The organism is Oscillatoria nigro-viridis PCC 7112 (assembly GCF_000317475.1).
Classification (GTDB): Bacteria; Cyanobacteriota; Cyanobacteriia; order Cyanobacteriales; family Microcoleaceae; genus Microcoleus; species Microcoleus nigroviridis.
In genome coordinates this window covers 1,213,561-1,237,990 of the sequence record NC_019729.1, presented here as the reverse complement: position 1 = coordinate 1,237,990, position 24,430 = coordinate 1,213,561, and the positions used below count along the sequence as shown (strand labels likewise).

The following is a 24,430-nucleotide window of genomic DNA, read 5'->3' as shown; positions in this document are numbered from 1 at the left end:
AAAACTTCCTATATAAATTTAACGAACCGCGAAGACGTTTATGACACAAAGGAAGAGAAGGGGAAAAAGAGTTAATTCAATCAAGAGGGAGTTTGCTGCAACTCAGGTCGTTCATCGGGAACGATCGCACCTTCCACCGGACACACCTGCAAACAAATGCCGCAGTCAATGCAGGTATCAAAATCAATCCAAAACCAATCAGTACCCTTGACATTTTTGCCGGGGCCTGGGTGAATGCAAGCAACCGGACAAGCGCCAACGCAATCAGCAACTCCCTCGCAAATATTCGTAACAATAGTGTGTGCCATAGTGTTCTCTCAAAAGATTTTAGTTAGATAGGGAATTAGCAATTAGCAATTGGCAAAACCTTCTCTAAATCAGCAGGATACATAATATCATATCTGGTGATTTTTAACCAATTACCAACTACCAATTACCCATTACCAATTCGGCTAATTTACCGTTTCAATTGTTGGCAATCCTTCGGCATTTACCCAAGCAATTTGAGCAATTCGCCGATCGCGCGCGTATTCCCGCGCCGCCTCTTCCGTCTCCCGACTCTCCAAATCTATTTCTACCCGAACTAGGTGAGTAGAGTCTCGGAGTTTGCGAGCGTAAGCAAACGCGGCGGCACTAGCTTCAGGAGTTTGAGCCACAACCAACCAGTCGCTAGCGGGCGTCTGGCTGGGCAATTGCCCCTCTGTCAGCAAAACTTGGTGCAAATCTTCAATATTCAGACAAAACCCGATGCCGGGGGAATTTTGCCCTTGGGGATCGAACAGTCCCAACAGTTGGTCGTAGCGTCCCCCTTGTCCTAAAACTCGCTGTCCTGTCTTGCTGCTGCTGACAACTTCAAACACAATTCCAGTGTAGTAGTCAAATGTTTGAATTAAACTCAAATCGAGGTGAATGTGAGATTTGAGATGGGGAATTTTTGACTGGCATTGGTGCAGCAATTCGATCGCCGATTTGAGATTGTTTAACGCCGATTGCTGCGACAAATCTAAATCCAGCTTGGCAACAATTGGCAACACCTCTTCGGGGCGGCCGCGCAAGTCAAATAACAGCAGTGCTCTTTCTCGCAATTCGGTTGACAGCGGCAAAGTTTCCAAGGTAATTCGATCGAGATTGGCGATCGCCCCCCGAACTTTTTGGCGCACGTTTGGCGGAAACGGTTCCAGCAATCTTGCAGTCAAGCCCGCTTCTCCCAAAACCAAATGCCACTCATCAATTTCCAAGCTCTGCAAGCACTCAGACAGCAGCAGCAGCACTTCTGCATCCGCAACCGTCCCCCCCGCGCCGAGCAGTTCTACCCCAGCTTGATAGAACTCCTGTTGCCCGCCTGAGCCAGTATCTGGGCCTTTGCGGAACACGTTAGCGTTGTAGTAGAGGCGAAACGGCTGCCAGCGAGTCCCGGCCATCCGCATTGCAGCCGCGCGGGCGATAGATGCTGTCAATTCCGGCCGCAAACCGAGTTCTCCATCCTCGGCGTCTTGCAGTTGAATTAAGGTCGATCGGTCGATCGCGCCCCCAGCCATCAATGTCTCCAGCCTTTCTAGAGTAGAGGTAATAATCCGGTGATAGCCCCAGCGGTGAAAAACCTGCTGTAAGCGCCGTTCGATCGAAATTTTTTGAGCAACGTCAAGGGGCAATAAATCTCTTGCACCCGATGGGGGTTGGTGAACCATATCAATTTTAGATTTTAGACTTTAGATTTTAGATTGGGCCCAGAAGCTTAGCTTTATGGACGCTGTTAAAGTCGAACCAGGCAAGCTTAACATTTGACTTTAACAAATTAAGGTGTCATATCAATTTGAGATTTGAGATTTGAGATTGGGCTTAGAAGCTTAGCTTTAGGGGACGCTGTTAAAGTCGAAGAAGGCAAGCTTAACCTTCGACTTTAACAAATTAAGGCGTCATATCAATTTGAGATTTGAGATTTGAGATTTGAGATTGGGCTTAGAAGCTTAGCTTTAGGGAACGCTGTTAAAGTCGAAGAAGGCAAGCTTAACCTTCGACTTTAACAAATTAAGGCGTCATATCGTTTTCGTTTGCATCGGAACAATCATTTTCCCCGTCAGTGCTAGCGTCCCGTTCTTTCTGGAGCATCCGCGTCGCGGGACGATCGCACTGACGGTATAATTCCGACCGCGATCCGATGCGATCTCACCAACTCTTGATTCTTTTGAGCGAACTCACTCCACTGCTCAGCAATTCAACACTTTCTAACTATTCCCGACTCACAATTCACAACTTCTCATTTCTTCTTCCCGCCAAACAAACTTGCAAAAAATCCTGGTTTTTCGTCACTTTTTTTGGCTTTTGCGGAAGCTTGTTCCAGCTTTTTCTTAACCTCTAAAGCCGTCGGTTCTTCAGGATTTGATGCCAAAGCTTTGTTCATCTCAATTTTTGCCATTGTGGCTTGATTTTGTTCAAGGTAACACATTGCTAACAAAGCGTGGGCGTGGCTGTGTTTCGGCTCGCGTTTCACCGCTTCTTTCAACTCTAAAATTGCTTTGGCGTAACTTTTGCTGTCCATGAATCCTTGAGCTCGGCGGCAATAGGCTTCGGTCTGGGAGTCTTTGGCAGGAGGCGGAGTTGGGGTTGGGGTTGGGGTTGGGGGTGGGGGTGGGGTTGCATCTTTTATTGGGGTTGCATCTTTTATGGGTGAAGCGGGTGCAACCCCAACACCAGCACTCATGCGCTCTTTTCGCAGCAGGTAAACCATGTTGAGTTCGCTAATTTGATCGATCGCCTCTTGCGTTTCCTTAACTGATTCGTACTGCTTGAGAGCGAGTTTGCTAACTGCTGTTTTGTAAGCTTCTTCCCAATCTTTAGCGGTAGCTAACTGTTTGGCTGCTGCGCTTTCAATTTGCATTTTAGCTTGTTCTTTAACGACGCGCTTGGCGATGGCTGCTAATAGCAGGCTGTATTCTTTGCGATCGTTTTCCTTGGAAAATTTGTTGTAGGCCGGATTGACTACTTTTGACAAAAATTGGTTAGCCCAATCCTTATCGGCTTGGCTTTCAAAAGAGCAAGTATCCGAATGCAACCGGCGGGCGATTTTCATGTAGCGTTTGCGGATGTCGTTAAACTCGGCGTCTAAGGGAATTCCCAAAATTGCGTGCTGATCTGTAAAGTCATACTTGAACAGCCCTTTTGTCATTTCAAAAGACATAAATTTTACTCTTCCTTTCCTGGCTTTTCACTATAATGTAGCTTGAGTCAAGGGGTTGTGACCCCCGTACTACCCCCGATCCTTGGCTGCGGAGGCGCTACTTCCAAGAAGATAAGGGAGGAACTGCTAGCAGTGCGCCGCTGAGTTCGGCGTGTATTTTGCCGTTTGTGGCCAAAATCCGACCCGAGTTCATCTCAAAGGCACTGCCGTCATAAGCTGTAATTTGACCTCCGGCTTCGGAGACGATGAGTACACCGGCTGCTACGTCCCAAGGGGAGAGTCCCCGTTCCCAGTATCCGTCCGATCGCCCCATCGCCAGGTGTGCGAGGTCTAGGGATGCGGAACCGCTGCGCCGCACGCCTTGGGTGAGGTGGGTGAGGTGACAGAATTCGGCATAATTATTGTCTGCTGTTTCGCGCCGATCGTATGCAAAGCCAGTGACTAGCAAGCTGGTTCTCAATTCTGAGATTTGGGAAACTTCGATCGGCGAACGGTTGCAGGTTGCTCCCAATCCTTTGCCTGCCCGAAACAATTCATTATGAAAAGGGTCGTAAATTACTCCAATTTGTGGTATGCCGTCGATTAAAAGTCCGATCGACACGGCCCAAAAAGGATATTGGTGAGCATAATTTGTTGTGCCGTCCAAAGGGTCGATCGCCCACAGGTATTTGCTGCTGGCATCTCCTAATTTGCCGGATTCTTCGGCGAGGATGCCGTGGTCGGGTACGTGGCGGCCCAGAATTTCTAAGATGACGGCTTCTGAGGCTTTGTCGGCTTCTGTGACTAAATCGCCCGATCGTCCTTTTTCTTGAATTTTTTCTAATTTTCCGCAGAAAGATTTCAGGACGGAACCGGCGGCTAGGGCTGCTTCGGTGGCTATTTCTAAGAAGTTTTGCAGTTGATTGTCTGTCATTGGGAATTGGGAATTGGGAATTGGGAATTGGGAATTGCTTCCAATGACAACTGTCAACTGCCAACTGCCAACTGTCAACTGTCAACTGTCAACTGTCAACTGCCAACTGCCAACTGTCAACTGTCAACTGACTATTTCCGATTTTGCTGGCGAAATTCTGCGGGAGTTTGGCGCAAAGCTCGTTCTGGATTCCACAGACCTTTACCCATAAGTCTCGCCCATTCTTGAGCGTTGATGAGTCGCTGCTGGTATTTGGTGTTGGGCGATCGCACTGAGGCAAGGGCATAACCTTCTTTGACTAGCTGTTCGTTGAGCAAATTTTTATCTTGCCACAAGTAGGCTAGTTTGCGATCGAACTGGTCTTTCTGTTCGATGTCTGATTCTAACAATACCTGTTTTCCCCCAATTAGCTTTTCTAGTCTTTGTTTGGCTGCTTCTCCCCAAGGCTGCTGTTTTAAATCCGGCGCATCAATACCAATCAGCCTGATTTGTTCTAATAAGGCTATTTTGTCGGCGGTACTGATAACTTCGATTGTTTGGCCGCTGATGGCCCTTTCTACTTTGGCGATCGTACCTTGGGGAATTTCTGGTTTTTGGCAGCTAGCTAGCAACAGACAAAGGGCGATCGCAAATAACCGATAAAGCATGGATAATTGGTAGTTGATAATTTATCAAATTGCCTCACTCTTCATCCAACGGCAAACCGGCTTTAACTTTACCTTTGCCGAAGTAGCGGCCGAATTGCAGTTCGTACACTTCGTCTTCGTCTTGTGTCTCTACCTCGATGTTGGAACGGGGATAGCTGACGCACAGCAGGGCATAACCTTCTTTTTGCAGTTCCACAGAAAGCCCCATTGCTTCTGGCTGGTACAGTTCCCCCGACTTGACGCGCACCGCACAAGCAGTACAAGCGCCGTTGCGGCAGGAAAAGGGCAATTCTACTCCTTGGTTTTCGGCGCTTTGCAGGATGTAGCGGTCTTCGGGTACTCGCACGGTGTGGCGATCGCCTGTCTGTCTGTTATGAATTTTAATTGTGTAAGAGTTAGTCATGGAATTTTAGATTTTAGATTTTAGATTTTAGATTGGGGTTGGCGGGGCAAGATCCTTGAAATGAATGGGTTTGCGACCCAGAGGGGAGAACCCAAGCCTGCCCGTTTCACACCCTACCCATATTAAACAGCAAATTTATGCCGTTACCCCTTCCCAAATCAGATTTGTTCTGCTAAGATAGTTTAGCTGTGGCTAAATGAATGAATTTAGCCCTGGAGAGGTGGCCGAGCGGTTGAAGGCGCACGCCTGGAAAGTGTGTTTAGGGCAACTTAACGAGGGTTCGAATCCCTCCCTCTCCGTTAAACAAGCTGTTTAGGCAAAAAAAACAGCTTGCAACCAAAATCTCTGATATGAGATAAACACTTTGATTAGAGCGAGATCCCTTGAATTCTTTTAGAAAAATCAAGGGATCTCGCTTTTATATTTTGGAGTGTAAATTACGGGCGATCGCGCCGAGAATAAACGCCCAGATATAATGCCAATAGTAGAAAACCATAGTGACCTACACCAATCGCCAGCGATATGGTGTATCAGCTAAACTCAGCCTCACCATTCCCTGCGAATCTCGCATACATTCGACCATATTTTTGAGCAGTTCGCTGTCGTTGGGATTGAAAGTTGCGAGGGCGATTTGCTCCCTCACCGTTTGCAGCAAAGCGTCGCTTTCTGCTGGATCGATTGCTGTTTGAATATCACTCAGGGAATGTGAGATTTTAAATTTTAGATTTTAGATAGAGGTAATTTATATCGAACTTAGTATCAGCGAGATTTGCCCCTCTGAACGAAGTACCCTCAGCATTTCCAATCTCTAGAACAATAGCCGAGAAAGACACAAACGCAAACCAAAGATACAGCAGCGACAGCAAACCTAAACCCATACCCCAAAACAGTTTGTGAGTACTCAGAAAAGCGCTCGCCGTTGCACTGAACAAAAAAGCCGCTGCGTAAGTCGCCACACTTCCAGCCGATGCGATCGCAACCTGTGCAAATTGGCTGCGAATCCGCGAACTCACAAAAAACATTAACACCCCGCCGATCGCCATTCCAGCAAGAGCAGCCTGGGAATTATTATCAGTTGCAGTGCCAGCATAGAAAAATCCCAACAAAGCTCCTGATAGAATAGCAGAAATTGTTCGTGCCACTATACCCGCTTTTGAGGTTTTTGGCTGTTTGCTGGCGATCGCCGAAGCGAAACCAGCAGCGCTCAAAACCCCGTACAGCAACAGAACAAAAGGCCAACTGCGAGAGTCCGGTAGTTGTCCTTGGGCTCCCAAAATCAGTCGAGTCAGAACATCGCCCACAACCAAACAAACCGCGATCGCCCCAGCACTCAAAACAGCTATCTGTCGCCTAGAAAGCCCGATTTTCGCACCGATAAAATTCGCACCCGCTAACTGAGCATTTCTAAAATTGCAGCCTCGAACATCCGCACCGCTGAAATCAGCACCGTTAAGAACTTGTCCTTGGAACGATCGATTTCGTAAAATTTGATTGCTAAAATTATTAGAATCATAATTGTTCATATTAGTAGAGAATGCTTGAAAATATATAAATCTGTCAGTGTTACCGTCCCCTATCTAAAATCTAAAATGGTATGACTTATCGACCCACCATCAAACAAATTTGGCAGATTCTCGGTCTCGGAATATTGCTCGCACCAATACTACTCTACAACATTCCCTACTTTTTGCGTCCCCAACAAACAAACGAAGCCCGATCGCTCTTTCAAGGAATAGCCTACCGCAGGGAATTTTGGCCTAATCCCCGTCCCGCCCTAATTCACATTGTTAGCATCGACCTAAAAGCGCCGGGAATAGGAATTTTTGTCACTCCCGGAAACCCAACACCCGATTTAACAGAAACCAATGCCCGCACCGCTACTGAATTCCTGAAAGAATTTAAATTGCAATTAGCAGTCAACGGCAATTTTTTTTATCCCTGCATCGAGAAAGCACCTTGGCATTACTATCCCCGCAGTGGCGATCGAGTAAATAATATCGGACACGCCATTGCCAAAAGCCAAGCTTATTCTCAACCAGATCCAAGCTTTCCCGCCCTTTGTTTTGATGCCAAAAACCGCGTTCAAATAATCGAAAACGGCACTTGTCCTGCGGGGACAGTCTATGCAGTTGCCGGAGATACTTTGCTGGTTAAAAATGGCAAACCCGTAGTACAAAGTCAGGAAGAACGCAAACAGGATAAACCCTATCCCCGTGCAGCCGCGGCGATCGACAAAACAGGCGACAAGTTGTGGTTAATTCTGGCAGACGGCAAGCAGAGGCTTTACAGTGAAGGGCTGAAATTGAGCGAAATAACTGAGATTTCGCTGCAGTTGGGAGCCGAGACAGTGCTAAATTTAGATGGCGGCGGGTCGGTAAGTTTTGCAGTAGCATCGCCGTCAGGAGCGAAACTGTTGAATGCTCCGATTCAGAATAAAATCCCCATGCAGGAACGTCCAATTTCCAATCATTTGGGATTTTATGCGCGGGATAATTAGGAGTGTAAATTGCGCTTTAATCTCCGATAATTGAGGTGAAAAGTGATTGTATTGTCCCCGGTACCCAAGTCGCTGATTGTAAATAATCATTGGAATCTGCCCCAAATCCGGGAATAATTGCTAAAATTGTAAAGAAACGTAACAAAAATATATAATTGGCTTATGAAAATTAGCGAAATCCAAGCAGCGCTGGAAAGTTCGGATTCTCAACAGAGGCTGCGGGGGGTAACGGCTCTGAGAAAGTGCGATTCTGCGGTGGCGCTGCCGATGTTGCTGAGCAAAGTGGACGATCGGGAGTTTATCGTGCGATCGTGTGTGGCGATGGGATTGCGGGAGACTAAAAGTGCGGAAGCTTTTGCGGCACTGTTAAAAATGATGCAGTTCGATCGCGATCCGAACGTGCGCGCCGAAGCCGCTAACTCTTTGTCAATGTTCCAAAGCGAGGCGATTCCTCACTTGGTGGAAGCTTTCCGCCGCGATGACAATTGGCTCGTCCGCCGCAGTATCATGGCTGCGCTGTACGAAATGCAGTGTCCTGATGCAGTATTTGAAATTTGTGCGATCGCTCTTGGCGGCGAAGATTTTTCTGTTCAGGAAGCAGCAATTGACGGATTTGGTCTGCTGGCAAATACCCAGAAGCAAGAAGAGGCATTGCAGCAATTGTTACCTTTTGTAAGCGCGGATTACTGGGGAACTCGGCTGCGAGTTGCTCGCGCGCTGAGCAAATTTGACAATCCTCAAGCTCGCGCTGCTGTGAGCTATTTGGCAAAAGATCGAGATCATCGGGTTGCAGGTGCGACTTTGGAAGCTTCGCTTTAAAAACCGTCAATATAAATAGTTATACAGCCTTATCAAGGGGCTCTCCGGCCCGTTCCACAAAACTCAATATTATTGTGGAACGGGCCGGAGAGTCCGTTGCCAAATTAACTTTTTCTTTTCGCCATTTTTCTAAAGTTTTTTGAACGGCTTTTATTTCCTGAAAATCTACCCGGATCGCAGCCGTTTCAAATTCTACGCCCAATGCTATGCTGACTTGGAGGATTTCCACAAAACTAGCGCATTGATAATCTGTGTCTTCATATTTCTTAAGTCGCTCAGGATTAATTCCTAGTATCGGAGCTAGTTCTTGTTTGCTAATTTTTGCTGCTATGCGATATTTAATTAAAAAATCTGGCAACTTATTTAAAGTATCAAATGCTCGGATTTTGCTAAATATTGTTGCACTGAACAAGTCGCTCATATTCTTCAGCAACTTCTGACTTTAGCTCGTCCACTTGACTCTGATATAAGTCTCTATGAAGCTGCCATCGCACAGGTTCGTGTTTCAAGCTCTCATTACTATCCTATTCGGCTACAGACTGCTAAAATCGCAGTAACCAATCTAAGCTGTGCTGATATTGTTGCTCATTTTTGATCGTCATGGTTTCCACCTTGGTAAATTTACAGGAGTAATTCCTTGACGTGTATTGGTTCTTGTATCAAATTGAAAGAAGTCTATCTAGGCTGTCCCCGCATCATTAGCTGGGTAGTTGGCTGGAAAAATTTCACCTCTGTACTTGTTTTTCTGTTCGGCACGCCGCAGTCCAAAATTATATAAAGTAGGAGCAATAGATTTCAGGTAATCTCTATCAACCGTTTTGTGGGGCGGATTTTGTAACGCTGCCGGGTGGCCATTTAATTGCTCTGGATATGCAGCCTCTGTTTGGCGGCGAGGCTGACCACCAAGCCAACTATACTGGATCGATCGAACAAATTTTTCAAGCTCATCAACTGCACCTTCCCTGGGGTGGGGACTTTCCAGAGGAAGCGAAGCAGTTTTTCTCGTCGCCGTTCCTGTGGACTCGCCCCAAGGAAACGGAAGTTGTGGAAACTCGCGTTTTTGCAGCGTTCAAAGACTATCTGGCGGCTTATTTGGATTTGGTCGATCGCGCCGAACCGGTGAGATCGGGCGCAAAGTTAGATAGTATCTAACAAGCTCAACTGCGCTCTCTGCCGTATCGTGCGGAAAAAAACCTGCCCGGGGAATGTTTAAGCGGTTCTACGGCGAGGAATGGATCGAAAAATACATTCACGGATTTTTGTTCAATTGGGAACGCAAGCTGGCACAATTGGTAAGTAACAAGAATTAATTTTAATACAAGCTTCAGCCACTATACTAATAAGTGTAGGTTGGCATGAGGAAAATGCCAATGGTCAAAAAAAATCGCAATGTAGTTAGTTCCAATTCAGACAGCAAAGTCAAAATCGGACTTTCGCTGACTTCTTCTAGTGCAGATCGATTAAACGCGATCTCTCGAAAGCTCGGAATATCAAGGTCGGAGCTCCTAGAACGCTTGGCACAAGGCGCTCTGGATATTTCTAAGGACAAGACGGAAGTTACTGTCACTTGGAAAAAAGGTGAAGAAACGAAGGTAGAGGCAGCCCACTTGCAAGGGGAAACAGCCGAAGAAAGCGAATTTAATGACGCTGTAACGGCAGAAACTCTATCGGACTCGGTGAGTGTAAAGCCAAATTCGCTGCAAGAAAGTTACGAAACTTTACAGCAGCAGTTGGCTGAACGCGAAAGTTCGATCGCTTCTTTGCAGCAGCAATTAGCTAGCGAAAAGCAAAATCTCGAAAGCCAATTGCAGGAAACAGTAGCGAAGTCAAGTTACGAAGCTTTACAGCAGCAGTTGAGTGAACGCGAAAGTTCGATCGCTTCTTTGCAGCAGCAATTAGCTAGCGAAAAGCAAAATCTCGAAAGCCAATTGCAGGAAACAGTAGCGACGTCAAGTTACGAAGCTTTACAGCAGCAGTTGAGTGAACGCGAAAGTTCGATCGCTTCTTTGCAGCAGCAATTAGCTAGCGAAAAGCAAAATCTCGAAAGCCAATTGCAGGAAACAGTAGCGAAGTCAAGTTACGAAAGTTTACAGCAGCAGTTGAGTGAACGCGAAAGTTCGATCGCTTCTTTGCAGCAGCAATTAGCTAGCGAAAAGCAAAATCTCGAAAGCCAATTGCAGGAAACAGTAGCGAAGTCAAGTTACGAAAGTTTACAGCAGCAGTTGAGTGAACGCGAAAGTTCGATCGCTTCTTTGCAGCAGCAATTAGCTACCGAAAAGCAAAATCTCGACAGTCAATTGCAGGAAACAGTAGCGAAGTCAAGTTACGAAAGTTTACAGCAGCAGTTGAGTGAACGCGAAAGTTCGATCGCTTCTTTGCAGCAGCAAGTCTCCGAAAGAGAACAGCGGGAACACGAGTTTCAGCAGCAGCTAGCCGAAAAATCCAGTGCTCTGGAATCTTTGCAGCAGCAATTGGCCGAAAGAGAACAGCGGGAACACGAGTTTCAGCAGCAGCTAGCCGAAAAATCCAGTGCTCTGGAATCTTTGCAGCAGCAAGTCTCCGAAAGAGAACAGCGGGAACACGAGTTTCAGCAGCAGCTAGCCGAAAAATCCAGTGCTCTGGAATCTTTGCAGCAGCAATTGGCCGAAAGAGAACAGCGGGAACACGACGAGTTTCAGCAGCAGCTAGCCGAAAAATCCAGTGTTCTGGAATCTTTGCAGCAGCAATTCGCCGAAAAATCCAGTGCTCTGGAATCTTTGCAGCAGCAATTGGCCACCGAAAAGCAAAATCTCGAAAGCCAATTCCAGGAAACCGTGTCGAAGTCGAGTTACGAATCGTTGCAGCACGAGTTAGCAGAAAAGTCAAGTGCGATCGGCGACTTCCAAGTTAAACTGACCAAGTTGCAATCTCTAGAAAATCAATTGAGCCAGAGTGCGGCGATACAGCGAAATTACGACGCTTTGCAGCAACAGTCTCAAGAACAGCTAAGAACCATCAAAGCTTTACGGGAACAGCTAGCTCAAATGCAGGCTGTGGCTGGGATTGGCGAAGCTTATCTCAACAAGTGGCGCCGTCCCTGATTTTCTCATCAGCACAACACAGTCTAACGCTCCGGGTGCGCCCGGAGCACTTGACCCGTAAAACCTCCTCTAAACTCCGCCTCCTTCCTCTTGTAGCGATAGATTTCAACCTGTCGCTACAAGAGCTTTTTATTGCAAAATATGAGCATAATATTAAGAAATATTACAATAAATAAATTTATGAGAGGCGATCGCACCCATTTTGGCAAATCCAGCCCCACAGACACTAAGGGCCGCGTCACGGTAATTGGAGGCGGTATCGGCGGGCTGACAGCAGCCGCCCTGCTAGCCCGCAGAGGATACAAAGTGCTAGTCTTAGACCAGGCGATCGTCCCCGGCGGATGCGCTTCCACCTTCAAGCGCAAAAGCTTTACCTTCGATGTCGGCGCCACGCAGGTTGCAGGATTGGAACCAGGAGGCATTCACCACCGAATTTTTTCAGAATTAGACATAGAACTCCCCGCAGCCACACCCTGCGATCCCGCTTGTGCGGTGTTTTTGCCGGGAGAAACCGCACCGATTAGCGTGTGGCGAGATCCGCAAAAGTGGCAGGAAGAAAGGCAGCGGCAGTTTCCTGGAAGCGAACCTTTTTGGCAGTTATTGTCTGCATTGTTCAAAGCTAGCTGGAAATTTCAAGGGCGCGATCCAGTTTTACCGCCCAGAAACTTATGGGATTTCTGGCAATTAATTCAAGCAGTTCGCCCCGATACTCTAATTACTTTGCCTTTCACTTTTATGACAGTGGGAGATGCTTTGCGGCTTTGCGGGTTGGGCGACAATTTGCGCTTGAAAACTTTTCTGGATTTGCAGTTAAAATTGTATTCTCAAGTTGATACCGAAGAAACGGCGCTACTTTACGCGGCGACGGCTTTAGGAGTTTCGCAAGAGCCGCAGGGATTGTATCATCTACAAGGAAGTATGCAGGTATTGAGCGATCGACTCGTAGGGGCGATCGAACTCTACGGCGGCAAAGTCCTGTTGCGGCACACAGTTGAAAGCATTGTCACCGCCAACGGCAAAGCCACCGCTACAGTGATTCGCAATCAAAAAACAGGCGAAGTTTGGACAGAAACTGCCGATCGCATTGTTGCCAACGTGACCGCGCAAAATTTAGTAAAATTGTTGTCAATCGAGCCGATTGTCGGGAATTTAACAGATAATTTATCGGTTAAATCAGAGACTTCAGAGACAACAAACCAACTCCCAAATCAAATGGCAGGCTACAAATATCGAGTAGATAAATTGCCGCCCGCCTCCGGTGCATTTGTTATATATTTGGGAGTGCATGAAAGCGCAATTCCGGCCAATTGTCCGCCGCACCTTCAGTTTCTCTACGATTACGAAGGCGAGATTGGGGAGAATAATTCATTATTTGTTTCAGTCAGCCATCCGGGTGATGGCCGAGCACCGGAGGGAATGGCGACAATTATCGCTTCGTCATTTACTGATACTCGAATGTGGTGGAATTCGGTTGATTATGAAGGATTGAAGCAAAAATATACGGTCGGGGCGATCGCCCGTTTGAGCGAATATTTCAATTTGACGCCAGAGTCGATCGTACACCAAGAATCAGCGACACCCCGCACCTTTGCCCGCTACACGGCGAGAGATAGAGGCGTTGTCGGCGGTATCGGGCAGCGAATACCAACCTTCGGCCCCTTCGGATTTGCCAACCGCACACCAATTAAAAACTTGTGGTTAGTGGGCGACTCCACCCATCCCGGAGAAGGAACTGCCGGCGTTTCCTATTCTGCTTTAACAGTAGTGCGGCAAATGGAAGCCGCCTCTAAAATCTAAGAGGACACCGCACCGTGCCGTTTCCATACGCCACAAATAATTAATCGCGCGAGAGATGTAACTATCGCGCGATTAATTTTAGGGAACAGTCAACAGTTAACAGTTAACAGTCAACCATCATTCCGGTGTCGCCGGAATTGATATCAACTACATTCTCTGACTACTTGATAGAAATCTTTGCGCCCACAGCTTCAAGCTGTTTCTTCAATTCTTCAGCAGCTTCCTTAGCAATAGCTTCCTTAACCGCCTTCGGTGCGGCTTCTACCATGTCTTTCGCTTCCTTCAGACCCAGACCGGTAATTGCGCGGACTTCCTTGAGAATTGCGATTTTCTTGTCAGCAGGAACTTCTTCGAGCATTACAGTAAACTCGGTTTGCTCTTCTACGGGTTCAGCAGCGGTAGCAGCAGGGCCGCCCATCATTACCTGGCCGACAGGAGCAGCAGCGCTGACGCCGAAAGCTTCTTCAATTTGCTTGACCAATTCAGAAGCTTCGAGCAAAGTCAGAGACTTAAGTTTTTCCAAGATTTCATCAGTTGCAGTAGACATTCGTTAAACTCCTAGTTCAATTGTAGATTTGGGATTTGGGATTTGAGATTTGCTCCTCGATCATTAGTTTCTCGTCTCCAGTCTTCAGCCTGTGGATTAACACTAATGACTGATAACTAATGACTGAGGACTAATGACTAAGCAGATACGCTTTCTGCTTCAGGTTGTGCTTCTGCTTCTGCTGCTACTTCTGCTGAATCGCCGTCTTTTTCAGCATAAGCTTTAAGACCGCGAGCGATCGAAGTAGGAACTTGATTAATACCCACAGCCAGCTTGGTTGCGACACCGTTGATAGCGCCAGCAATTTGAGCCATGAGTTGTTCTTTCGACGGCAGATCTGCTAATGCTTTAACATCAGCTTCTTTCAGTACCCGTCCTTCCATTACGCCACCGCGTAGTTCAGTCTTCTTAGAGACTTTTTGGAATTCTTGGTAAGCTTTAATCGCGCCGCCAATATCTTCTTGCACGAACAGAAAAGCCGACGTACCAGTCAGCAATTCCTGTATCGGCTGCCAGGTGTCGTTGCCTTCAACAGCAATTCGCATCAGCGTGTTTTTTGCCACTTGGCAACTGCTGCCTTTCGGACGCAAACGCCGACGCAAATCTGTGATTTCAGCAACAGTTAAGCCCTTGTAGTCGATCGCGATTACCAGTTGAGATTCGCTCAAGGTTTGCTTGAGGTCTGCAATAATCTCATTTTTTACTGCTAAAGTTTTGCCCATACTTATTTCACCTCCTTTCAGGATAGAAAATTGCCCGTCAAAAACCCCGACCTTCGAGCCGGGGCAGAGAATTAAAAATTAACAAGTCAGAATTAAAAAATAGAAATTTTCTAATCTTTGAGTCTTGAGTTTTTATTTCTTCAGCCTCGGCAGGAAATTAAGCGATCGGCACCTGCGGTCTTCAGCTTATTGATTTTTGATTAGGCTATCACCAGAAGGCAGACATAGCAAGGCTGTGACGCAAATCTTGTGAGAGATTTACACAGACAGCCGAAGCTGTCTTTTACCTTCTGCCTTCTGCTTAATGCTGTACTAAGCAGCGTCAATTTTCGTATCGCGCAGGGCATTGATATCGACTTCGATCGACGGGCCCATTGTTGCGGATACGTACAAACTGCGCCAGTAGCGACCTTTAGCACCTGAAGGACGGTTGCGGTCAACAGTTTCTTGCAAAGCATGAAGGTTGACCAGCAAATCTTCCGCTGAGAAAGCTGCCTTGCCAAACATAACATGAACGATGCCAGTTCGATCGGCACGGAATTCTAGTTTACCACCTTTAAACTCGTTGATTGCCTGAGCAATGTCAGTCGTCACCGTGCCACCTTTCGGAGAAGGCATCAAACCCCGCGGCCCCAACAACCGGCCCAATTTTGCCACCAACGGCATCACGTCTGGGGTAGCAATCAGGCAATCGAAGTCCATCATGCCCTTCTGAATTTCATCGATCAACTCTTCAGAACCAGCAATATCCGCGCCGGCATTCAAAGCTTCTTTAACTTTTTCGCCCTTAGCAATCACCGCAATTCTGACTACTTGACCAGTTCCTTTTGGTAGCGATACAGTTGTCCGCAACTGTTGGTCAGTGTATTTCGGGTCAATTCCCAAACGGATGTGAGCTTCAGCAGCTTCGCCAAACTTAGCGGTTGCTGTTTCCTTCAAAAGTTGCAGAGCTTCCAGCGGTAGATAAGGTCTGTCTTCAACTTTCTTTTGAAGTTCTTGCAGTCTTCGCGATACTTTCTTTGCCATTGTTATCTCCTGGGGTCAGTCGATTTTAGATTTTGGATTTTAGATTTTAGATTGAACTGTTTAGCTCATTTCTAATCTCAAACATTTGCGATTCCTAGCGAAGCTTGGCTTCTCCCCCTGAATCCATCGATTTTGGATTTTGGATTTTGGATTTTGGATTGAAGATTTTACCTTCACAATCAGGAATTTTGGATTAGCAATTTGGAACTTGGACTAGGAAAACTCTTCCTTCTTCCTTCTTCCTTCTTCCTTCTTCCTTCAATCCGCGATCGCCACGCCCATATTTTTAGCCGTTCCCGCCACAATTTTCATAGCAGCCTCAACATCATTAGCATTGAGGTCAGGCATTTTGGTTTCAGCGATTTCTCGTAACTGAGCCTGTGTAATTGTCCCTACTTGCTTGCGGTTAGGTTCTCCCGAACCTTTAGCAATGCCAGCAGCTTTTTGAATCAAAACCGACGCCGGCGGGGTTTTGAGAATAAACGTAAAACTGCGGTCTTCAAAAACCGAAATTTCTACCGGAACCACCAGACCCGCTTGGTCTGCGGTTCTAGCATTGTACTCCTTGCAAAACATCATAATATTGACGCCGTGCTGACCCAAAGCCGGGCCGATCGGAGGAGCTGGGTTGGCTTTTCCCGCCGTAATCGCCAACTTAATTACTGCAACAACTTTCTTTGCCATTAGTTAGTTCTGTTTCTGAACCTGATTGAACTCCAATTCTACAGGCGTATCGCGCCCAAAAATCGAGAGTAAAACTTTGAGCTTGTTTCGTTCCGGGCTAACTTCTATCACATCACCTTCAAAATCCTTAAACGGCCCGGAAAGTACCACAACGTGGTCTCCAGCAGACATCGATACTTTGACAACCGGTTCTGATTCCTGAGCGTTTCTGAAGATCCGTTCTACTTCTGAATGACTCAGAGGTAGCGGTTTGACGTGACCCCTGCCGCGCCCGTAGCGGCGTTTCTGCTCTGCCCCGACAAAATTAATTACATTCGGGGTATTCTTGATCACCTGCCAAGTATCCTCGTCCATAAACATACGGATGAGTACGTAGCCGGGAAAGATTTTTTCATCTGACTGCCGCCTGGAACCGTCTTTGCCGACTTTGATCGCCGGAGTTTGCGGAATTTCTACTTGAACGATGCGATCGGCAACATCCAAAGTTTGAATCCGCTGATCCAAGTTTGCCTTCACCCGCTTCTCGCAGCCAGAGGCAACTTGAACAGCATACCAGCGAGCATCAATCTCCGGCACATCTGGCGATGCTGCCTGTCCAGTCGCTTCTGTGGAATACTCAGATTCTTCTGATGCAAAAGTCATGGCCCAAACACCTTTCCCGCGCCCCAGTTAAAGAAGTTATCCACCAAATAGATCAGGCTTGCTGAGAGGATGACCATTAAAAGCACTGCCAAAGACTCGCTGATTAGCTGCTGCCTGCTGGGCCAAACCACTTTGTCGAGTTCTTCTTTAGTTTCCTTAAAAAAACCCGTAGGATTAAACCCAGGCGCCGTTATTTCTTGAGTTTCTTGAGCTTCGTCTTTTTTCGCCACGATTCAATCCCCCTTGCGATTTGAGATTTTAGATTTTAGATTGTATATGGTGTGAGTGGCCCGCGGCTCTCTGATTTTGTGACACTAACCACTTACGTCCAAGTCCCAAATCTCAAATCTAAAGCCACGACTTTTTTACAAGCCCAACCAATCAACGGCGTAAATGCCGATCGCCGGAACCGACGATCGAGAAGCCACACCGAGCATTTGTTGATGGCATTTTTTGCGAACCGCCCACAAAAATTAATTCTACCCGAAAGTTTGCGGTTTTGACTGTTGCCAGCCAATAATCCGGGCGCTTTCGGGCAGAATTTAAAGTTTGGTGATTCAGCGCGCCCTGGAGGACTTGAACCCCCGACATCAGGTTTTGGAGACCTGCGTTCTACCAACTGAACTAAGAGCGCACAGGTGAGGTTGCTGAAATTCGCTTAACCTCTAGATTTCTATTTTAACACAGTGCGCTCGTAAATGGGAAACTTTTTTTTGAATTTTTTTCATTTCCCATGAACCATGAACCAAGGGAAAGCAGGGTGCATTCCTACAGGGAGCGATCGAACCGCTGTTTGACGCGAGTAGCTTTGCCCACCCGATCGCGCAGGTAGTAAAGTTTTGCTCTGCGAACTTTCCCGCGGCGCATCACTTGGATCGTGGCGATGCGGGGCGAGTGAATCAAAAACACCCGTTCCACTCCGACGCCCTGAAACACGCGGCGGACGGTGATTGTTTCATTAATCCCGCCGTTACGCATGGCAATCACAGTCCCTTCGTAGGGCTGAACCCGTTCTTTGTTACCCTCTTTAATTTTCACGCCGACTCGCACTGTGTCGCCCACGTAAATTTCGGGAACTTGTTTATTGAGTTCTTGCTTGACTCTATTTATTTCTTCCGTTTCGATAGAACGGATTATTTCTGCGCCTTTCATCGGATTTACCAAAACTCACAATCCCTTATCATATATCGAAATGCCCGTTTTATGTCAAAAAATTTCTATGTTAGATAGCTCTGGGGTCGTATTTCTGCAACTGGGGGCAATGGCTGCACTGGCCTTGTACGTCGCCGCCAACTTGGGGGCCAACGATGTCGCTAACTCGATGGGGACATCCGTAGGCTCGAAGGCGCTAACGCTGCAGCAGGCAATAATTGTTGCAGGCATACTGGAGTTTTCCGGCGCAGTGCTGTTCGGGCAAGGAGTTTCCGAAACTCTCGCAACAGGAGTTGTGAATGCACAAGTGTTCGCGGCCCAACCGCAAGTATTTTTAATCGGGATGGTGTCAGTGCTGATAGCTTGCGGGATCTGGCTGCAAATCGCGACCAGTCGAGGTTTGCCGGTTTCTTCATCCCATGCAGTGGTGGGGGCGATCGCGGGTTTTAGCTGTGTTGCAGCCGGAATTAATGCAGTAGATTGGCGAACCATCGGCACCATCTCCCTAACTTGGCTGGCGACACCTGTTGCCAGCGGTGCTTTAGCCGCGCTATTTTACAGTGGCGTGAAGTATTGGATTCTCGATCGACCAGATCCTCTATTTCAACTGCGCGAGTGGATACCTTGGCTGAGTGCAGCAATGCTGAGCGTATTTGGCATAATTGTACTGCCGTCTGTTGTGGATGTTGCTTTGGTGCAGACAGGGGCGATCGCCGCCGCGCACGATCGATTTGGCTGGAATCTTCCCATTCACGATATTGTCATTGGCATCGGGAGTATTGGGGCGATCGGTCTGACACTCAATAGCTGGAAAAAATTAGAATCAGTTGAGAACGAAAAAGACAGAGGGGAGAAAGCAGAAGGAATAAGTACAAAATCCTCCCCCACTCCGAAACTGGGCCACTCTCTCATCGAGCAACAAATGGCGAGATTTCAAGTCTTGAGCGCCTGTTTTGTAGCATTTTCCCACGGTTCCAACGACGTAGGAAATGCAGTTGCTCCCCTAGCTGCGATCGCCTACATCCGGCGCACAGGTTCCTTTCCCTCAGAGGATTTCAGCGTCCCCCTGTGGATTTTAGTCGTCGGAGGCGCAGGAATAGTCATCGGTTTAGCCATCTGGGGCAAAAATGTAATAGCCACAGTCGGCGAAAAAATCATCGAACTCCAACCAAGCGGCGGATTTTGCGCGGAATTAGCCACAGCAACCACAGTCTTGCTAGCATCCCGCTGCGGTTTGCCAGTTTCCACATCCCACGCTTTAGTCGGTGCAGTCGTCGGAGTCGGGCTGATCAAAGCTTGGAAAACAGTACGCTGGGAAACTTTGCTGTCAATTGGTTCGGCTTGGGTGGTGACAATTCCGATCGCAGCAGGTTTGGGTGCTATCATCTTCAGCATCGCGCAATCCCTTGGGCAATTTTAGATTGAAGAATTGAAGAATTGAAGAATTGAAGAATTGGAGGTAGATGGGGATTTACTGTTGGGTGGGGGCGGGTTTACGAGATGATTGGTCTTAGCCCGAGATTGTTGGTAAAACCCGCCCCTACTGTCAACTGTCACCCGACTCATCTTTCTGATTGCCTCGGTTGGGATAAACTCGCGAAGGCAAAAACTTCCAAGCCGCAGCATCTGCACCCCAGTTGCGAAAAATCTTCACTGAAGCGAAAATTTTAGCGAAACGCCAATTATAGTAACGCTTCCAGTCAAGAGGCCACTGGGCGGTTTCGTCAGCGGCTTGCAAATCTCTGACTTCAGCTTCGAGTGCTGCGGCGTGGCGCTGCATGATGATTTCTAGTTGCAAAAAGTGTTCTTCGGGCGATCGCAATTTTTTGACCTCCTAACTACAAGCGCGATAACGGTGATTTTACCGGACATCAGAGTAGTCACTTCTTCATCACTAATAGACATCTCCAGAAAAGCAAGCTTTGAACAGGCAAGATGCCTGTTCCACAATAATTATTGGAGATGTCTAATAGTAATTTCCCACATCAAACCCGGTTTCGACACACAAGCACGCGGGCCGCTCAATCAATTAATTCCTCCTCAAAGCAATGCTTCAGCTTTTGAGCCAGCACCTCAACGCTAGGCTTTCTCAACATAGTAAGATGATTCCCAGGAACTCCAATCACCTCTACTCTTTGGGTCGTTAATTCGCTCCATCCAAAAGTGGGATCTTGATGATTCATGCTTAGCTGTTCCCTCGATCTAAACAGAGTAATTCGCTGCGGATAAATTTTCGGTACATAGCCGAGAGTTGCTTGACTGTTAGCCTGAAATACAGTAAACATAGATGGAATTGCCAGCTCGCGCCAGTTGTTTTTTTTTGACTCCTGAGATAGGATGCTAACCATAACGGCCTGTTTCCAATTCCAGCGATGCCAAAAATTAGCTGCTAAATTAAGCATCTTATTTAATGTCGGAAATTTGGCATAAATACCGCCACTTTGAACATTTTCCGCAGCAGCCACCAATCGAAAATAATCTACTACAAAAGGCCAGATAGAGCGCGAAACAGTAGTCAGAATAAACTTGCAACCGTCCCAAAAAGAAGGTTTGTTAGCAGCAATCGGCGCTAAAGTATCCAGCACAGCAAGCAAAGCCACTTCATCCCCCGCTGCAAGCAACTGTTGAGCCATCTCAAAAGCAACCAAACCTCCAAACTGTAGTTTAGACTAAAAAATGAGTGCAGCTAAAAGTAGTCGCCTTTTAACAGAAGGCCAAATGTTGCTCAAAAACTCAAGAGGTAGAAGATTAAACAGCTAATCTTGAAGACTTTTTGCGTCGAGAAACCCGTTTTTTAACAGTGGGATAGTATGGTGCCTTAGTACGTACCTTTCCTTTTTCCCAACAGGCGTGATTTTCCCCTATGTTTAGGCATTTTCGCGGGAGTACCAAGGTCAACTAAAACTGACAACATTGATTGGGCAACACGTCCAGGAGTTAAATTGATACGCTTCAGATTGCCAAGGTAAGATATTCTCGACGACTAAATCCCTAGCTAGCCAGAGTTGCCAACTCATCAATGGCATTAAATCGCTCCAGCGCTGGTGATTGTTCGGGAGTTCTCAAGTTAGGCAATGTCCAATGTAATCTTTGCTTAGCAAATCTATACCAACGATCCACTCCAAAACGTCGTAAATACTTAAACCAAACAGTTTCGCTTAGGGAGAGTTCGTTCTCCCACCCAAGCCAACCACAAGGGTGGAAACGGCTGACCGTTTGACATGGGATTCAGTCTTTCGACGAGGATTAAATTAACTGGATGTCCCGGCGCACGATAAAAGTGTAAGTCAAGCCATTGACTGACTCGAACTTGTCCCAACTGTGGATGTTCGTCAATTTCGATGGCACTATCGGCTTTGAGCCATGTGGTTGGGTCATTGAGTCTCATTTTAGACCCGTGCTTACGCGGTCTACCGCGACCACTATAGACTGGTGGTTCCGACCACAAGCAGGCATTTTTTCGGACTCTCATTAAGCAATCAGCTTGAATATCTGCTTGCGCTAAGACCCAACTGGCATTCCCATATTCTCGATCTAAAACTGCTAAAACAGGGTTGACGCTCTGTTGGCAGACAAGTTTGAGTTGCGAAGCTGCTTGAAGTATCGGTGAAGACTCACTATTAATTCGTTCGTGAAGCAGGGGTAATGCCCAACTTCAAGAGTGCTTCTGGTATCCACGCAATTGTACTTTATCCCTGTCCAACAATGGAGCCCCTCTGATATTCATGGGTTCTGTCTTTTAATGTTTTGGCATCTGGTCTTCCCCATGCAGTGTGGTCTAGAGCCACTAAGATATGTTCTGTTGCGGGTACTTGCTGTTCTAATTGCTCAAGGGTACAACTCCATTAGTTTTTTTCGGTCTGGTCTGCAGTCTTGTAAGGCTTCGTAGACGCTTGACCATTGTCGATTGAATAGTGGGCTGAGTGAAAATTCTGCCAAACATGACGCATTAGGAGTGGTCATCACTGCATCCATCAGCTCGAATGTGGCATCCTTGGCTTGCACCAATAACTCGTATGCTGCTTGACGAAAGTCCTTTAATCGTTCACTGTTCATTGAGGGAGGGGATAGGTTTTATTTTGCACCCTCATTCTCTCCCGGCGCGGTGGCTCAAGTTCTTCTTTTGCCACCGTTCTCATCTTTATTTAGTCTAAACTACAGTTGTGACTTTAGTGGCTAAAAAAGACTATGACATTCTTGATGTTATGATTAATAATATGTCATATTCTACCATGCTGTGCCTAGATTGTTAACCTTCTTTTTTTACTGTTACCCCGATTTATTGAGCGGATACGAAAATCAGTTAACTCATTGCAATCGCTACCGCGAATTAATTGAATCTCTACGCCGTCAATCTGCGGAAAGCGGTGCTTTAATGCGCTAAAAAAATCTGGTTCAATAACTAACTCGGTTTCTTGAAAAATTTGCATTTGTACTCGCTGCTGCAACTGTTCGCCCGCGAGAGAAGGTTCGGCTTGATACAGTTGTACCGAAGCGTGAAAAGCTGCCAGCAACGGCAAGCTGCGGAGATTTCCTATGAATATAAAGCCGCCGGTAGCAGTTGCTTTCACCGCACCTTCTAGCACCTGCACGAGATAGTCGATAGTCGGGAAATATTGCACGACAGAGTTGAGAATTACTGCGTCAAAAGCTGCTGTCTCTACTCCTTCAAAGTCTGTCGCCATTTTCTGAAGCAGCTTTACATTAGCTAACTGTTGATTTGCCAAGTGCTGCCGAATATAGTTGAGCGAAATAGGTGAAAATTCTGTTCCGCAATATTGAGTGCAGCGAGAGGCAATTTGAAACAGCAACAAACCTGTGCCGCAGCCATTTTCTAACACTCGGCTAGGCTGCACAGCTAAAATTTTGGCGGCTTAATTGTTCGCCCAGTCGCGCATCTGTTCTGCTGGATTGGCTGATTAGTATAACTGCTATTCCAGCCGACTATATTAAAGGTTGGATCTGACTCAACAGCAGGTCGATCGTAAGTTTCATTGTAGAGCATTTGCCACTGCAAAACCTGTTCGTCCTGCAATTGCATTATTGGGTTTTTTTCGCTGGCACTGCTATATTCAGGATTCAGGGCAATATAAGCTACTAAACGTTTATCTCCATGTCCATCTTCCGAAGCTGTTGCTACAGTTTGCTGCACGGCGGGATGTTGAGTTAATACTGTCTCGATTTCTCCTAATTCGATGCGGAAACCGCGAATTTTTACTTGTTCGTCAATGCGTCCTAAAAATTCAAGGTTGCGATCGCCTCTGTAGCGAACTAAGTCGCCGGTTTTGTAAATTCGCTCTCCTGAATTTGGTTTAAACTCAGATGTTGCACCATTATCGAGAACAGGCAAGATGCCTGTGAAGCGAGAGATGTATTTTATTGTGGAACAGGCATCTTGCCTGTTCCTAAACAAGTCATTGAGAATGGTGCCTGAATTTGGTTTAAAAGGATTGGGAATAAAGCTTTGTGCGGTTAAATCGGGGCGGTTGAGGTAGCCGCGAGCGAGTCCGTTTCCGCCGATGTACAATTCGCCCACAACGCCGATCGCCACCGGCTGCAAATATTTGTCTAATATGTAGATTTGAGTGTTAGCAATGGGGCGGCCAATTGTCGGGGCGATGTCTGTTTGCTCTGTTACAGGAATACAACCGGAAGTTGTGACGACGGTGTTTTCGGTTGGGCCGTAATTATTTACGAGCTTAAATGGATGGGATTTTAAAGGATGTTTTTGCAGTTTTTCGCCGCCTGCGAGCAAGATTCGCAACGCTGTTGTTTGAGGCCAATCTAATAGCAAAACTTTCTCGGCTAAAGGTGTTGGCAAAAAGCTAATTGTAATTGCTTTTGATACTAACCAGTTTTGCAGTTTTTCAGGATCTCGCCTGATGTCATCTTCTGGAAAGTAGATGCTAGATCCGGCGGCGAGATCAGGCCAAATTTCCCACCCGCAAGCATCAAAGCCGATCGCTGCAATTTGCGTTGCTCGATCGCCCGCTGACACCCCAAACTCTCTTTGATGCCAAAAAACGAGATTTAACAAGCTCCCGTGCTCAATTTCCACTCCTTTCGGCTTTCCCGTGGAACCGGAGGTGTAAATCGCGTAAACCAGATTTTCGGCTGTGACTGCGCTGGTGGGATTGTCGGCGATTTCTTGGGAAATCATCTCCCAGTCTGTGTCTAGAAAAACAACCCTTGGATGGTGAATTTTATCATCTGACTGTGTTTCTAAATTTTGCACTTCGCCATCATCCACCAGGGAATGTATTCCCTGGCTCATAGCTGAAGTCGGCTGAAGCCGACTGGAAACTTGTCCTCCTTGAGTCGTC

28 protein-coding genes, 2 tRNA genes, 1 pseudogene and 1 other annotated feature are annotated in these 24,430 nt (G+C 46.9%); of the genes and pseudogenes, 8 read left to right on the top strand and 23 right to left on the bottom strand.

Annotation, left to right across the window (positions count from 1 at the left end; all coding sequences use genetic code 11):
• Positions 1 to 80 precede the first annotated feature (80 nt).
• From OSC7112_RS05435 to OSC7112_RS05410, 6 genes are all read right to left on the bottom strand, one after another.
• The gene (locus OSC7112_RS05435; RefSeq protein ID WP_015174956.1) at positions 81 to 308 is read right to left on the bottom strand and encodes a ferredoxin family protein; all 228 of its coding nucleotides are present in this window, start codon (positions 306 to 308) and stop codon (positions 81 to 83) included.
• Between the two features lie 144 nt (positions 309 to 452).
• Entirely contained in the window at positions 453 to 1,688 is a 1,236-nt protein-coding gene (locus OSC7112_RS05430; RefSeq protein ID WP_015174955.1) for an ATP phosphoribosyltransferase regulatory subunit, read from the bottom strand.
• A 569-nt stretch (positions 1,689 to 2,257) separates the two neighbouring features.
• The gene (locus OSC7112_RS05425; RefSeq protein WP_015174954.1) at positions 2,258 to 3,178 is read right to left on the bottom strand and encodes a J domain-containing protein; all 921 of its coding nucleotides are present in this window, start codon (positions 3,176 to 3,178) and stop codon (positions 2,258 to 2,260) included.
• 97 nt (positions 3,179 to 3,275) lie between these two features.
• A complete protein-coding gene (locus OSC7112_RS05420) occupies positions 3,276 to 4,091 on the bottom strand; it encodes an inositol monophosphatase family protein (protein ID WP_015174953.1) in 816 nt (271 codons plus the stop codon).
• Positions 4,092 to 4,222: 131 nt separating this feature from the next.
• Positions 4,223 to 4,738 carry a thermonuclease family protein gene (locus OSC7112_RS05415; RefSeq protein ID WP_015174952.1) on the bottom strand — a complete coding sequence of 172 codons (516 nt, stop codon included), beginning with the start codon at positions 4,736 to 4,738 and terminating at the stop codon, positions 4,223 to 4,225.
• Between the two features lie 34 nt (positions 4,739 to 4,772).
• Complete coding sequence (locus OSC7112_RS05410) at positions 4,773 to 5,141, bottom strand: 2Fe-2S iron-sulfur cluster-binding protein (protein WP_015174951.1); 369 nt, start codon at positions 5,139 to 5,141, stop codon at positions 4,773 to 4,775.
• Positions 5,142 to 5,355: 214 nt separating this feature from the next.
• Here OSC7112_RS05410 and OSC7112_RS05405 point away from each other — a divergent pair.
• A tRNA-Ser gene (locus OSC7112_RS05405) sits at positions 5,356 to 5,440 on the top strand.
• A 203-nt stretch (positions 5,441 to 5,643) separates the two neighbouring features.
• Here the strand turns inward: OSC7112_RS05405 and OSC7112_RS39380 are convergent.
• Positions 5,644 to 5,796 (bottom strand): hypothetical protein, encoded by a 153-nt coding sequence (locus OSC7112_RS39380; RefSeq protein ID WP_190274332.1) that lies wholly within the window; start codon positions 5,794 to 5,796, stop codon positions 5,644 to 5,646.
• 58 nt (positions 5,797 to 5,854) lie between these two features.
• Positions 5,855 to 6,664 (bottom strand): pentapeptide repeat-containing protein, encoded by an 810-nt coding sequence (locus OSC7112_RS05400; RefSeq protein WP_015174950.1) that lies wholly within the window; start codon positions 6,662 to 6,664, stop codon positions 5,855 to 5,857.
• 71 nt (positions 6,665 to 6,735) lie between these two features.
• Between OSC7112_RS05400 and OSC7112_RS05395 the strand changes: the two genes are divergently transcribed.
• Both OSC7112_RS05395 and OSC7112_RS05390 read left to right on the top strand, forming a co-directional pair.
• Entirely contained in the window at positions 6,736 to 7,638 is a 903-nt protein-coding gene (locus OSC7112_RS05395; RefSeq protein ID WP_015174949.1) for a phosphodiester glycosidase family protein, read from the top strand.
• 162 nt (positions 7,639 to 7,800) lie between these two features.
• Positions 7,801 to 8,457 (top strand): HEAT repeat domain-containing protein, encoded by a 657-nt coding sequence (locus tag OSC7112_RS05390; RefSeq protein ID WP_015174948.1) that lies wholly within the window; start codon positions 7,801 to 7,803, stop codon positions 8,455 to 8,457.
• Positions 8,458 to 8,476: 19 nt separating this feature from the next.
• Here the strand turns inward: OSC7112_RS05390 and OSC7112_RS40755 are convergent, their stop codons facing one another.
• Positions 8,477 to 8,878 (bottom strand): helix-turn-helix domain-containing protein, encoded by a 402-nt coding sequence (locus OSC7112_RS40755; RefSeq protein ID WP_071883969.1) that lies wholly within the window; start codon positions 8,876 to 8,878, stop codon positions 8,477 to 8,479.
• A gap of 449 nt (positions 8,879 to 9,327) precedes the next feature.
• On the opposite strand from OSC7112_RS40755, the gene OSC7112_RS41640 reads away from it, so the two are divergent.
• The 4 genes from OSC7112_RS41640 (at position 9,328) to crtD (ending at position 13,334) form a co-directional block, all read left to right on the top strand.
• Positions 9,328 to 9,609, top strand: a complete 282-nt coding sequence (locus tag OSC7112_RS41640; protein WP_263053584.1) for a hypothetical protein — start codon at positions 9,328 to 9,330, stop codon at positions 9,607 to 9,609.
• A 53-nt stretch (positions 9,610 to 9,662) separates the two neighbouring features.
• Positions 9,663 to 9,767 carry a hypothetical protein gene (locus tag OSC7112_RS42310; protein ID WP_397318917.1) on the top strand — a complete coding sequence of 35 codons (105 nt, stop codon included), beginning with the start codon at positions 9,663 to 9,665 and terminating at the stop codon, positions 9,765 to 9,767.
• A gap of 60 nt (positions 9,768 to 9,827) precedes the next feature.
• Positions 9,828 to 11,537: a CopG family transcriptional regulator gene (locus OSC7112_RS05375; RefSeq protein WP_015174947.1), complete on the top strand. Its 1,710-nt coding sequence runs from the start codon at positions 9,828 to 9,830 to the stop codon at positions 11,535 to 11,537.
• Between the two features lie 180 nt (positions 11,538 to 11,717).
• Positions 11,718 to 13,334, top strand: coding sequence for a C-3',4' desaturase CrtD (crtD, locus tag OSC7112_RS05370; protein WP_015174946.1), 1,617 nt, complete (start codon positions 11,718 to 11,720; stop codon positions 13,332 to 13,334).
• Between the two features lie 160 nt (positions 13,335 to 13,494).
• Here crtD and rplL read toward each other — a convergent pair whose 3' ends face one another.
• From rplL to rplS, 9 genes are all read right to left on the bottom strand, one after another.
• Positions 13,495 to 13,881, bottom strand: a complete 387-nt coding sequence (gene rplL, locus OSC7112_RS05365; protein WP_015174945.1) for a 50S ribosomal protein L7/L12 — start codon at positions 13,879 to 13,881, stop codon at positions 13,495 to 13,497.
• Positions 13,882 to 14,018: 137 nt separating this feature from the next.
• Positions 14,019 to 14,603 carry a 50S ribosomal protein L10 gene (gene rplJ, locus OSC7112_RS05360; RefSeq protein WP_015174944.1) on the bottom strand — a complete coding sequence of 195 codons (585 nt, stop codon included), beginning with the start codon at positions 14,601 to 14,603 and terminating at the stop codon, positions 14,019 to 14,021.
• A gap of 29 nt (positions 14,604 to 14,632) precedes the next feature.
• Positions 14,633 to 14,806, bottom strand: a sequence feature (ribosomal protein L10 leader region).
• A gap of 109 nt (positions 14,807 to 14,915) precedes the next feature.
• Positions 14,916 to 15,629, bottom strand: coding sequence for a 50S ribosomal protein L1 (rplA, locus tag OSC7112_RS05355; RefSeq protein ID WP_015174943.1), 714 nt, complete (start codon positions 15,627 to 15,629; stop codon positions 14,916 to 14,918).
• A gap of 258 nt (positions 15,630 to 15,887) precedes the next feature.
• A complete protein-coding gene (gene rplK, locus OSC7112_RS05350) occupies positions 15,888 to 16,313 on the bottom strand; it encodes a 50S ribosomal protein L11 (RefSeq protein WP_006635588.1) in 426 nt (141 codons plus the stop codon).
• A gap of 3 nt (positions 16,314 to 16,316) precedes the next feature.
• Positions 16,317 to 16,955, bottom strand: a complete 639-nt coding sequence (gene nusG / locus OSC7112_RS05345; protein ID WP_015174942.1) for a transcription termination/antitermination protein NusG — start codon at positions 16,953 to 16,955, stop codon at positions 16,317 to 16,319.
• Entirely contained in the window at positions 16,952 to 17,185 is a 234-nt protein-coding gene (gene secE, locus OSC7112_RS05340) for a preprotein translocase subunit SecE (protein WP_015174941.1), read from the bottom strand. Before secE ends, nusG begins: the two co-directional genes overlap by 4 nt.
• A 151-nt stretch (positions 17,186 to 17,336) precedes the next feature.
• Positions 17,337 to 17,546, bottom strand: coding sequence for a hypothetical protein (locus tag OSC7112_RS35375; RefSeq protein WP_071883968.1), 210 nt, complete (start codon positions 17,544 to 17,546; stop codon positions 17,337 to 17,339).
• A tRNA-Trp gene (locus OSC7112_RS05330) sits at positions 17,517 to 17,589 on the bottom strand. Before OSC7112_RS05330 ends, OSC7112_RS35375 begins: the two co-directional genes overlap by 30 nt.
• A 134-nt stretch (positions 17,590 to 17,723) precedes the next feature.
• Positions 17,724 to 18,107, bottom strand: coding sequence for a 50S ribosomal protein L19 (gene rplS / locus OSC7112_RS05325; protein ID WP_015174940.1), 384 nt, complete (start codon positions 18,105 to 18,107; stop codon positions 17,724 to 17,726).
• Positions 18,108 to 18,147: 40 nt separating this feature from the next.
• Here rplS and OSC7112_RS05320 point away from each other — a divergent pair, with 40 nt between their 5' ends.
• Complete coding sequence (locus OSC7112_RS05320; protein ID WP_015174939.1) at positions 18,148 to 19,527, top strand: inorganic phosphate transporter; 1,380 nt, start codon at positions 18,148 to 18,150, stop codon at positions 19,525 to 19,527.
• A gap of 126 nt (positions 19,528 to 19,653) precedes the next feature.
• On the opposite strand, the gene OSC7112_RS05315 is transcribed toward OSC7112_RS05320, so the two are convergent.
• From OSC7112_RS05315 to OSC7112_RS40745, 5 genes and pseudogenes are all read right to left on the bottom strand, one after another.
• Positions 19,654 to 19,929, bottom strand: a complete 276-nt coding sequence (locus tag OSC7112_RS05315) for a hypothetical protein (RefSeq protein WP_015174938.1) — start codon at positions 19,927 to 19,929, stop codon at positions 19,654 to 19,656.
• Positions 19,930 to 20,128: 199 nt separating this feature from the next.
• Positions 20,129 to 20,740 carry a thioesterase domain-containing protein gene (locus OSC7112_RS05310; protein ID WP_041622382.1) on the bottom strand — a complete coding sequence of 204 codons (612 nt, stop codon included), beginning with the start codon at positions 20,738 to 20,740 and terminating at the stop codon, positions 20,129 to 20,131.
• A gap of 506 nt (positions 20,741 to 21,246) precedes the next feature.
• Complete coding sequence (locus OSC7112_RS40750) at positions 21,247 to 21,711, bottom strand: transposase (protein WP_223300852.1); 465 nt, start codon at positions 21,709 to 21,711, stop codon at positions 21,247 to 21,249.
• Between the two features lie 637 nt (positions 21,712 to 22,348).
• Positions 22,349 to 22,963 (bottom strand): class I SAM-dependent methyltransferase, encoded by a 615-nt coding sequence (locus OSC7112_RS37890; protein WP_051041479.1) that lies wholly within the window; start codon positions 22,961 to 22,963, stop codon positions 22,349 to 22,351.
• A gap of 230 nt (positions 22,964 to 23,193) precedes the next feature.
• Positions 23,194 to 24,285 (bottom strand): annotated as a pseudogene (locus OSC7112_RS40745) (amino acid adenylation domain-containing protein); the annotation flags it as partial.
• Between the last annotated feature and the right edge of the window lie 145 nt (positions 24,286 to 24,430).

Coding starts and splice junctions, on each gene's coding strand:
- OSC7112_RS05435 (WP_015174956.1), bottom strand. CDS start 308: ATGGCACACACTATTGTTACGAATATTTGCGAGGGAGTTGCTGATTGC.
- OSC7112_RS05430 (WP_015174955.1), bottom strand. CDS start 1,688: ATGGTTCACCAACCCCCATCGGGTGCAAGAGATTTATTGCCCCTTGAC.
- OSC7112_RS05425 (WP_015174954.1), bottom strand. CDS start 3,178: ATGTCTTTTGAAATGACAAAAGGGCTGTTCAAGTATGACTTTACAGAT.
- OSC7112_RS05420 (WP_015174953.1), bottom strand. CDS start 4,091: ATGACAGACAATCAACTGCAAAACTTCTTAGAAATAGCCACCGAAGCA.
- OSC7112_RS05415 (WP_015174952.1), bottom strand. CDS start 4,738: ATGCTTTATCGGTTATTTGCGATCGCCCTTTGTCTGTTGCTAGCTAGC.
- OSC7112_RS05410 (WP_015174951.1), bottom strand. CDS start 5,141: ATGACTAACTCTTACACAATTAAAATTCATAACAGACAGACAGGCGAT.
- OSC7112_RS05400 (WP_015174950.1), bottom strand. CDS start 6,664: ATGAACAATTATGATTCTAATAATTTTAGCAATCAAATTTTACGAAAT.
- OSC7112_RS05395 (WP_015174949.1), top strand. CDS start 6,736: ATGACTTATCGACCCACCATCAAACAAATTTGGCAGATTCTCGGTCTC.
- OSC7112_RS05390 (WP_015174948.1), top strand. CDS start 7,801: ATGAAAATTAGCGAAATCCAAGCAGCGCTGGAAAGTTCGGATTCTCAA.
- OSC7112_RS40755 (WP_071883969.1), bottom strand. CDS start 8,878: ATGAGCGACTTGTTCAGTGCAACAATATTTAGCAAAATCCGAGCATTT.
- OSC7112_RS41640 (WP_263053584.1), top strand. CDS start 9,328: ATGCAGCCTCTGTTTGGCGGCGAGGCTGACCACCAAGCCAACTATACT.
- OSC7112_RS42310 (WP_397318917.1), top strand. CDS start 9,663: ATGTTTAAGCGGTTCTACGGCGAGGAATGGATCGAAAAATACATTCAC.
- OSC7112_RS05375 (WP_015174947.1), top strand. CDS start 9,828: ATGGTCAAAAAAAATCGCAATGTAGTTAGTTCCAATTCAGACAGCAAA.
- crtD (WP_015174946.1), top strand. CDS start 11,718: ATGAGAGGCGATCGCACCCATTTTGGCAAATCCAGCCCCACAGACACT.
- rplL (WP_015174945.1), bottom strand. CDS start 13,881: ATGTCTACTGCAACTGATGAAATCTTGGAAAAACTTAAGTCTCTGACT.
- rplJ (WP_015174944.1), bottom strand. CDS start 14,603: ATGGGCAAAACTTTAGCAGTAAAAAATGAGATTATTGCAGACCTCAAG.
- rplA (WP_015174943.1), bottom strand. CDS start 15,629: ATGGCAAAGAAAGTATCGCGAAGACTGCAAGAACTTCAAAAGAAAGTT.
- rplK (WP_006635588.1), bottom strand. CDS start 16,313: ATGGCAAAGAAAGTTGTTGCAGTAATTAAGTTGGCGATTACGGCGGGA.
- nusG (WP_015174942.1), bottom strand. CDS start 16,955: ATGACTTTTGCATCAGAAGAATCTGAGTATTCCACAGAAGCGACTGGA.
- OSC7112_RS35375 (WP_071883968.1), bottom strand. CDS start 17,546: ATGTCGGGGGTTCAAGTCCTCCAGGGCGCGCTGAATCACCAAACTTTA.
- rplS (WP_015174940.1), bottom strand. CDS start 18,107: ATGAAAGGCGCAGAAATAATCCGTTCTATCGAAACGGAAGAAATAAAT.
- OSC7112_RS05320 (WP_015174939.1), top strand. CDS start 18,148: ATGCCCGTTTTATGTCAAAAAATTTCTATGTTAGATAGCTCTGGGGTC.
- OSC7112_RS05310 (WP_041622382.1), bottom strand. CDS start 20,740: ATGGCTCAACAGTTGCTTGCAGCGGGGGATGAAGTGGCTTTGCTTGCT.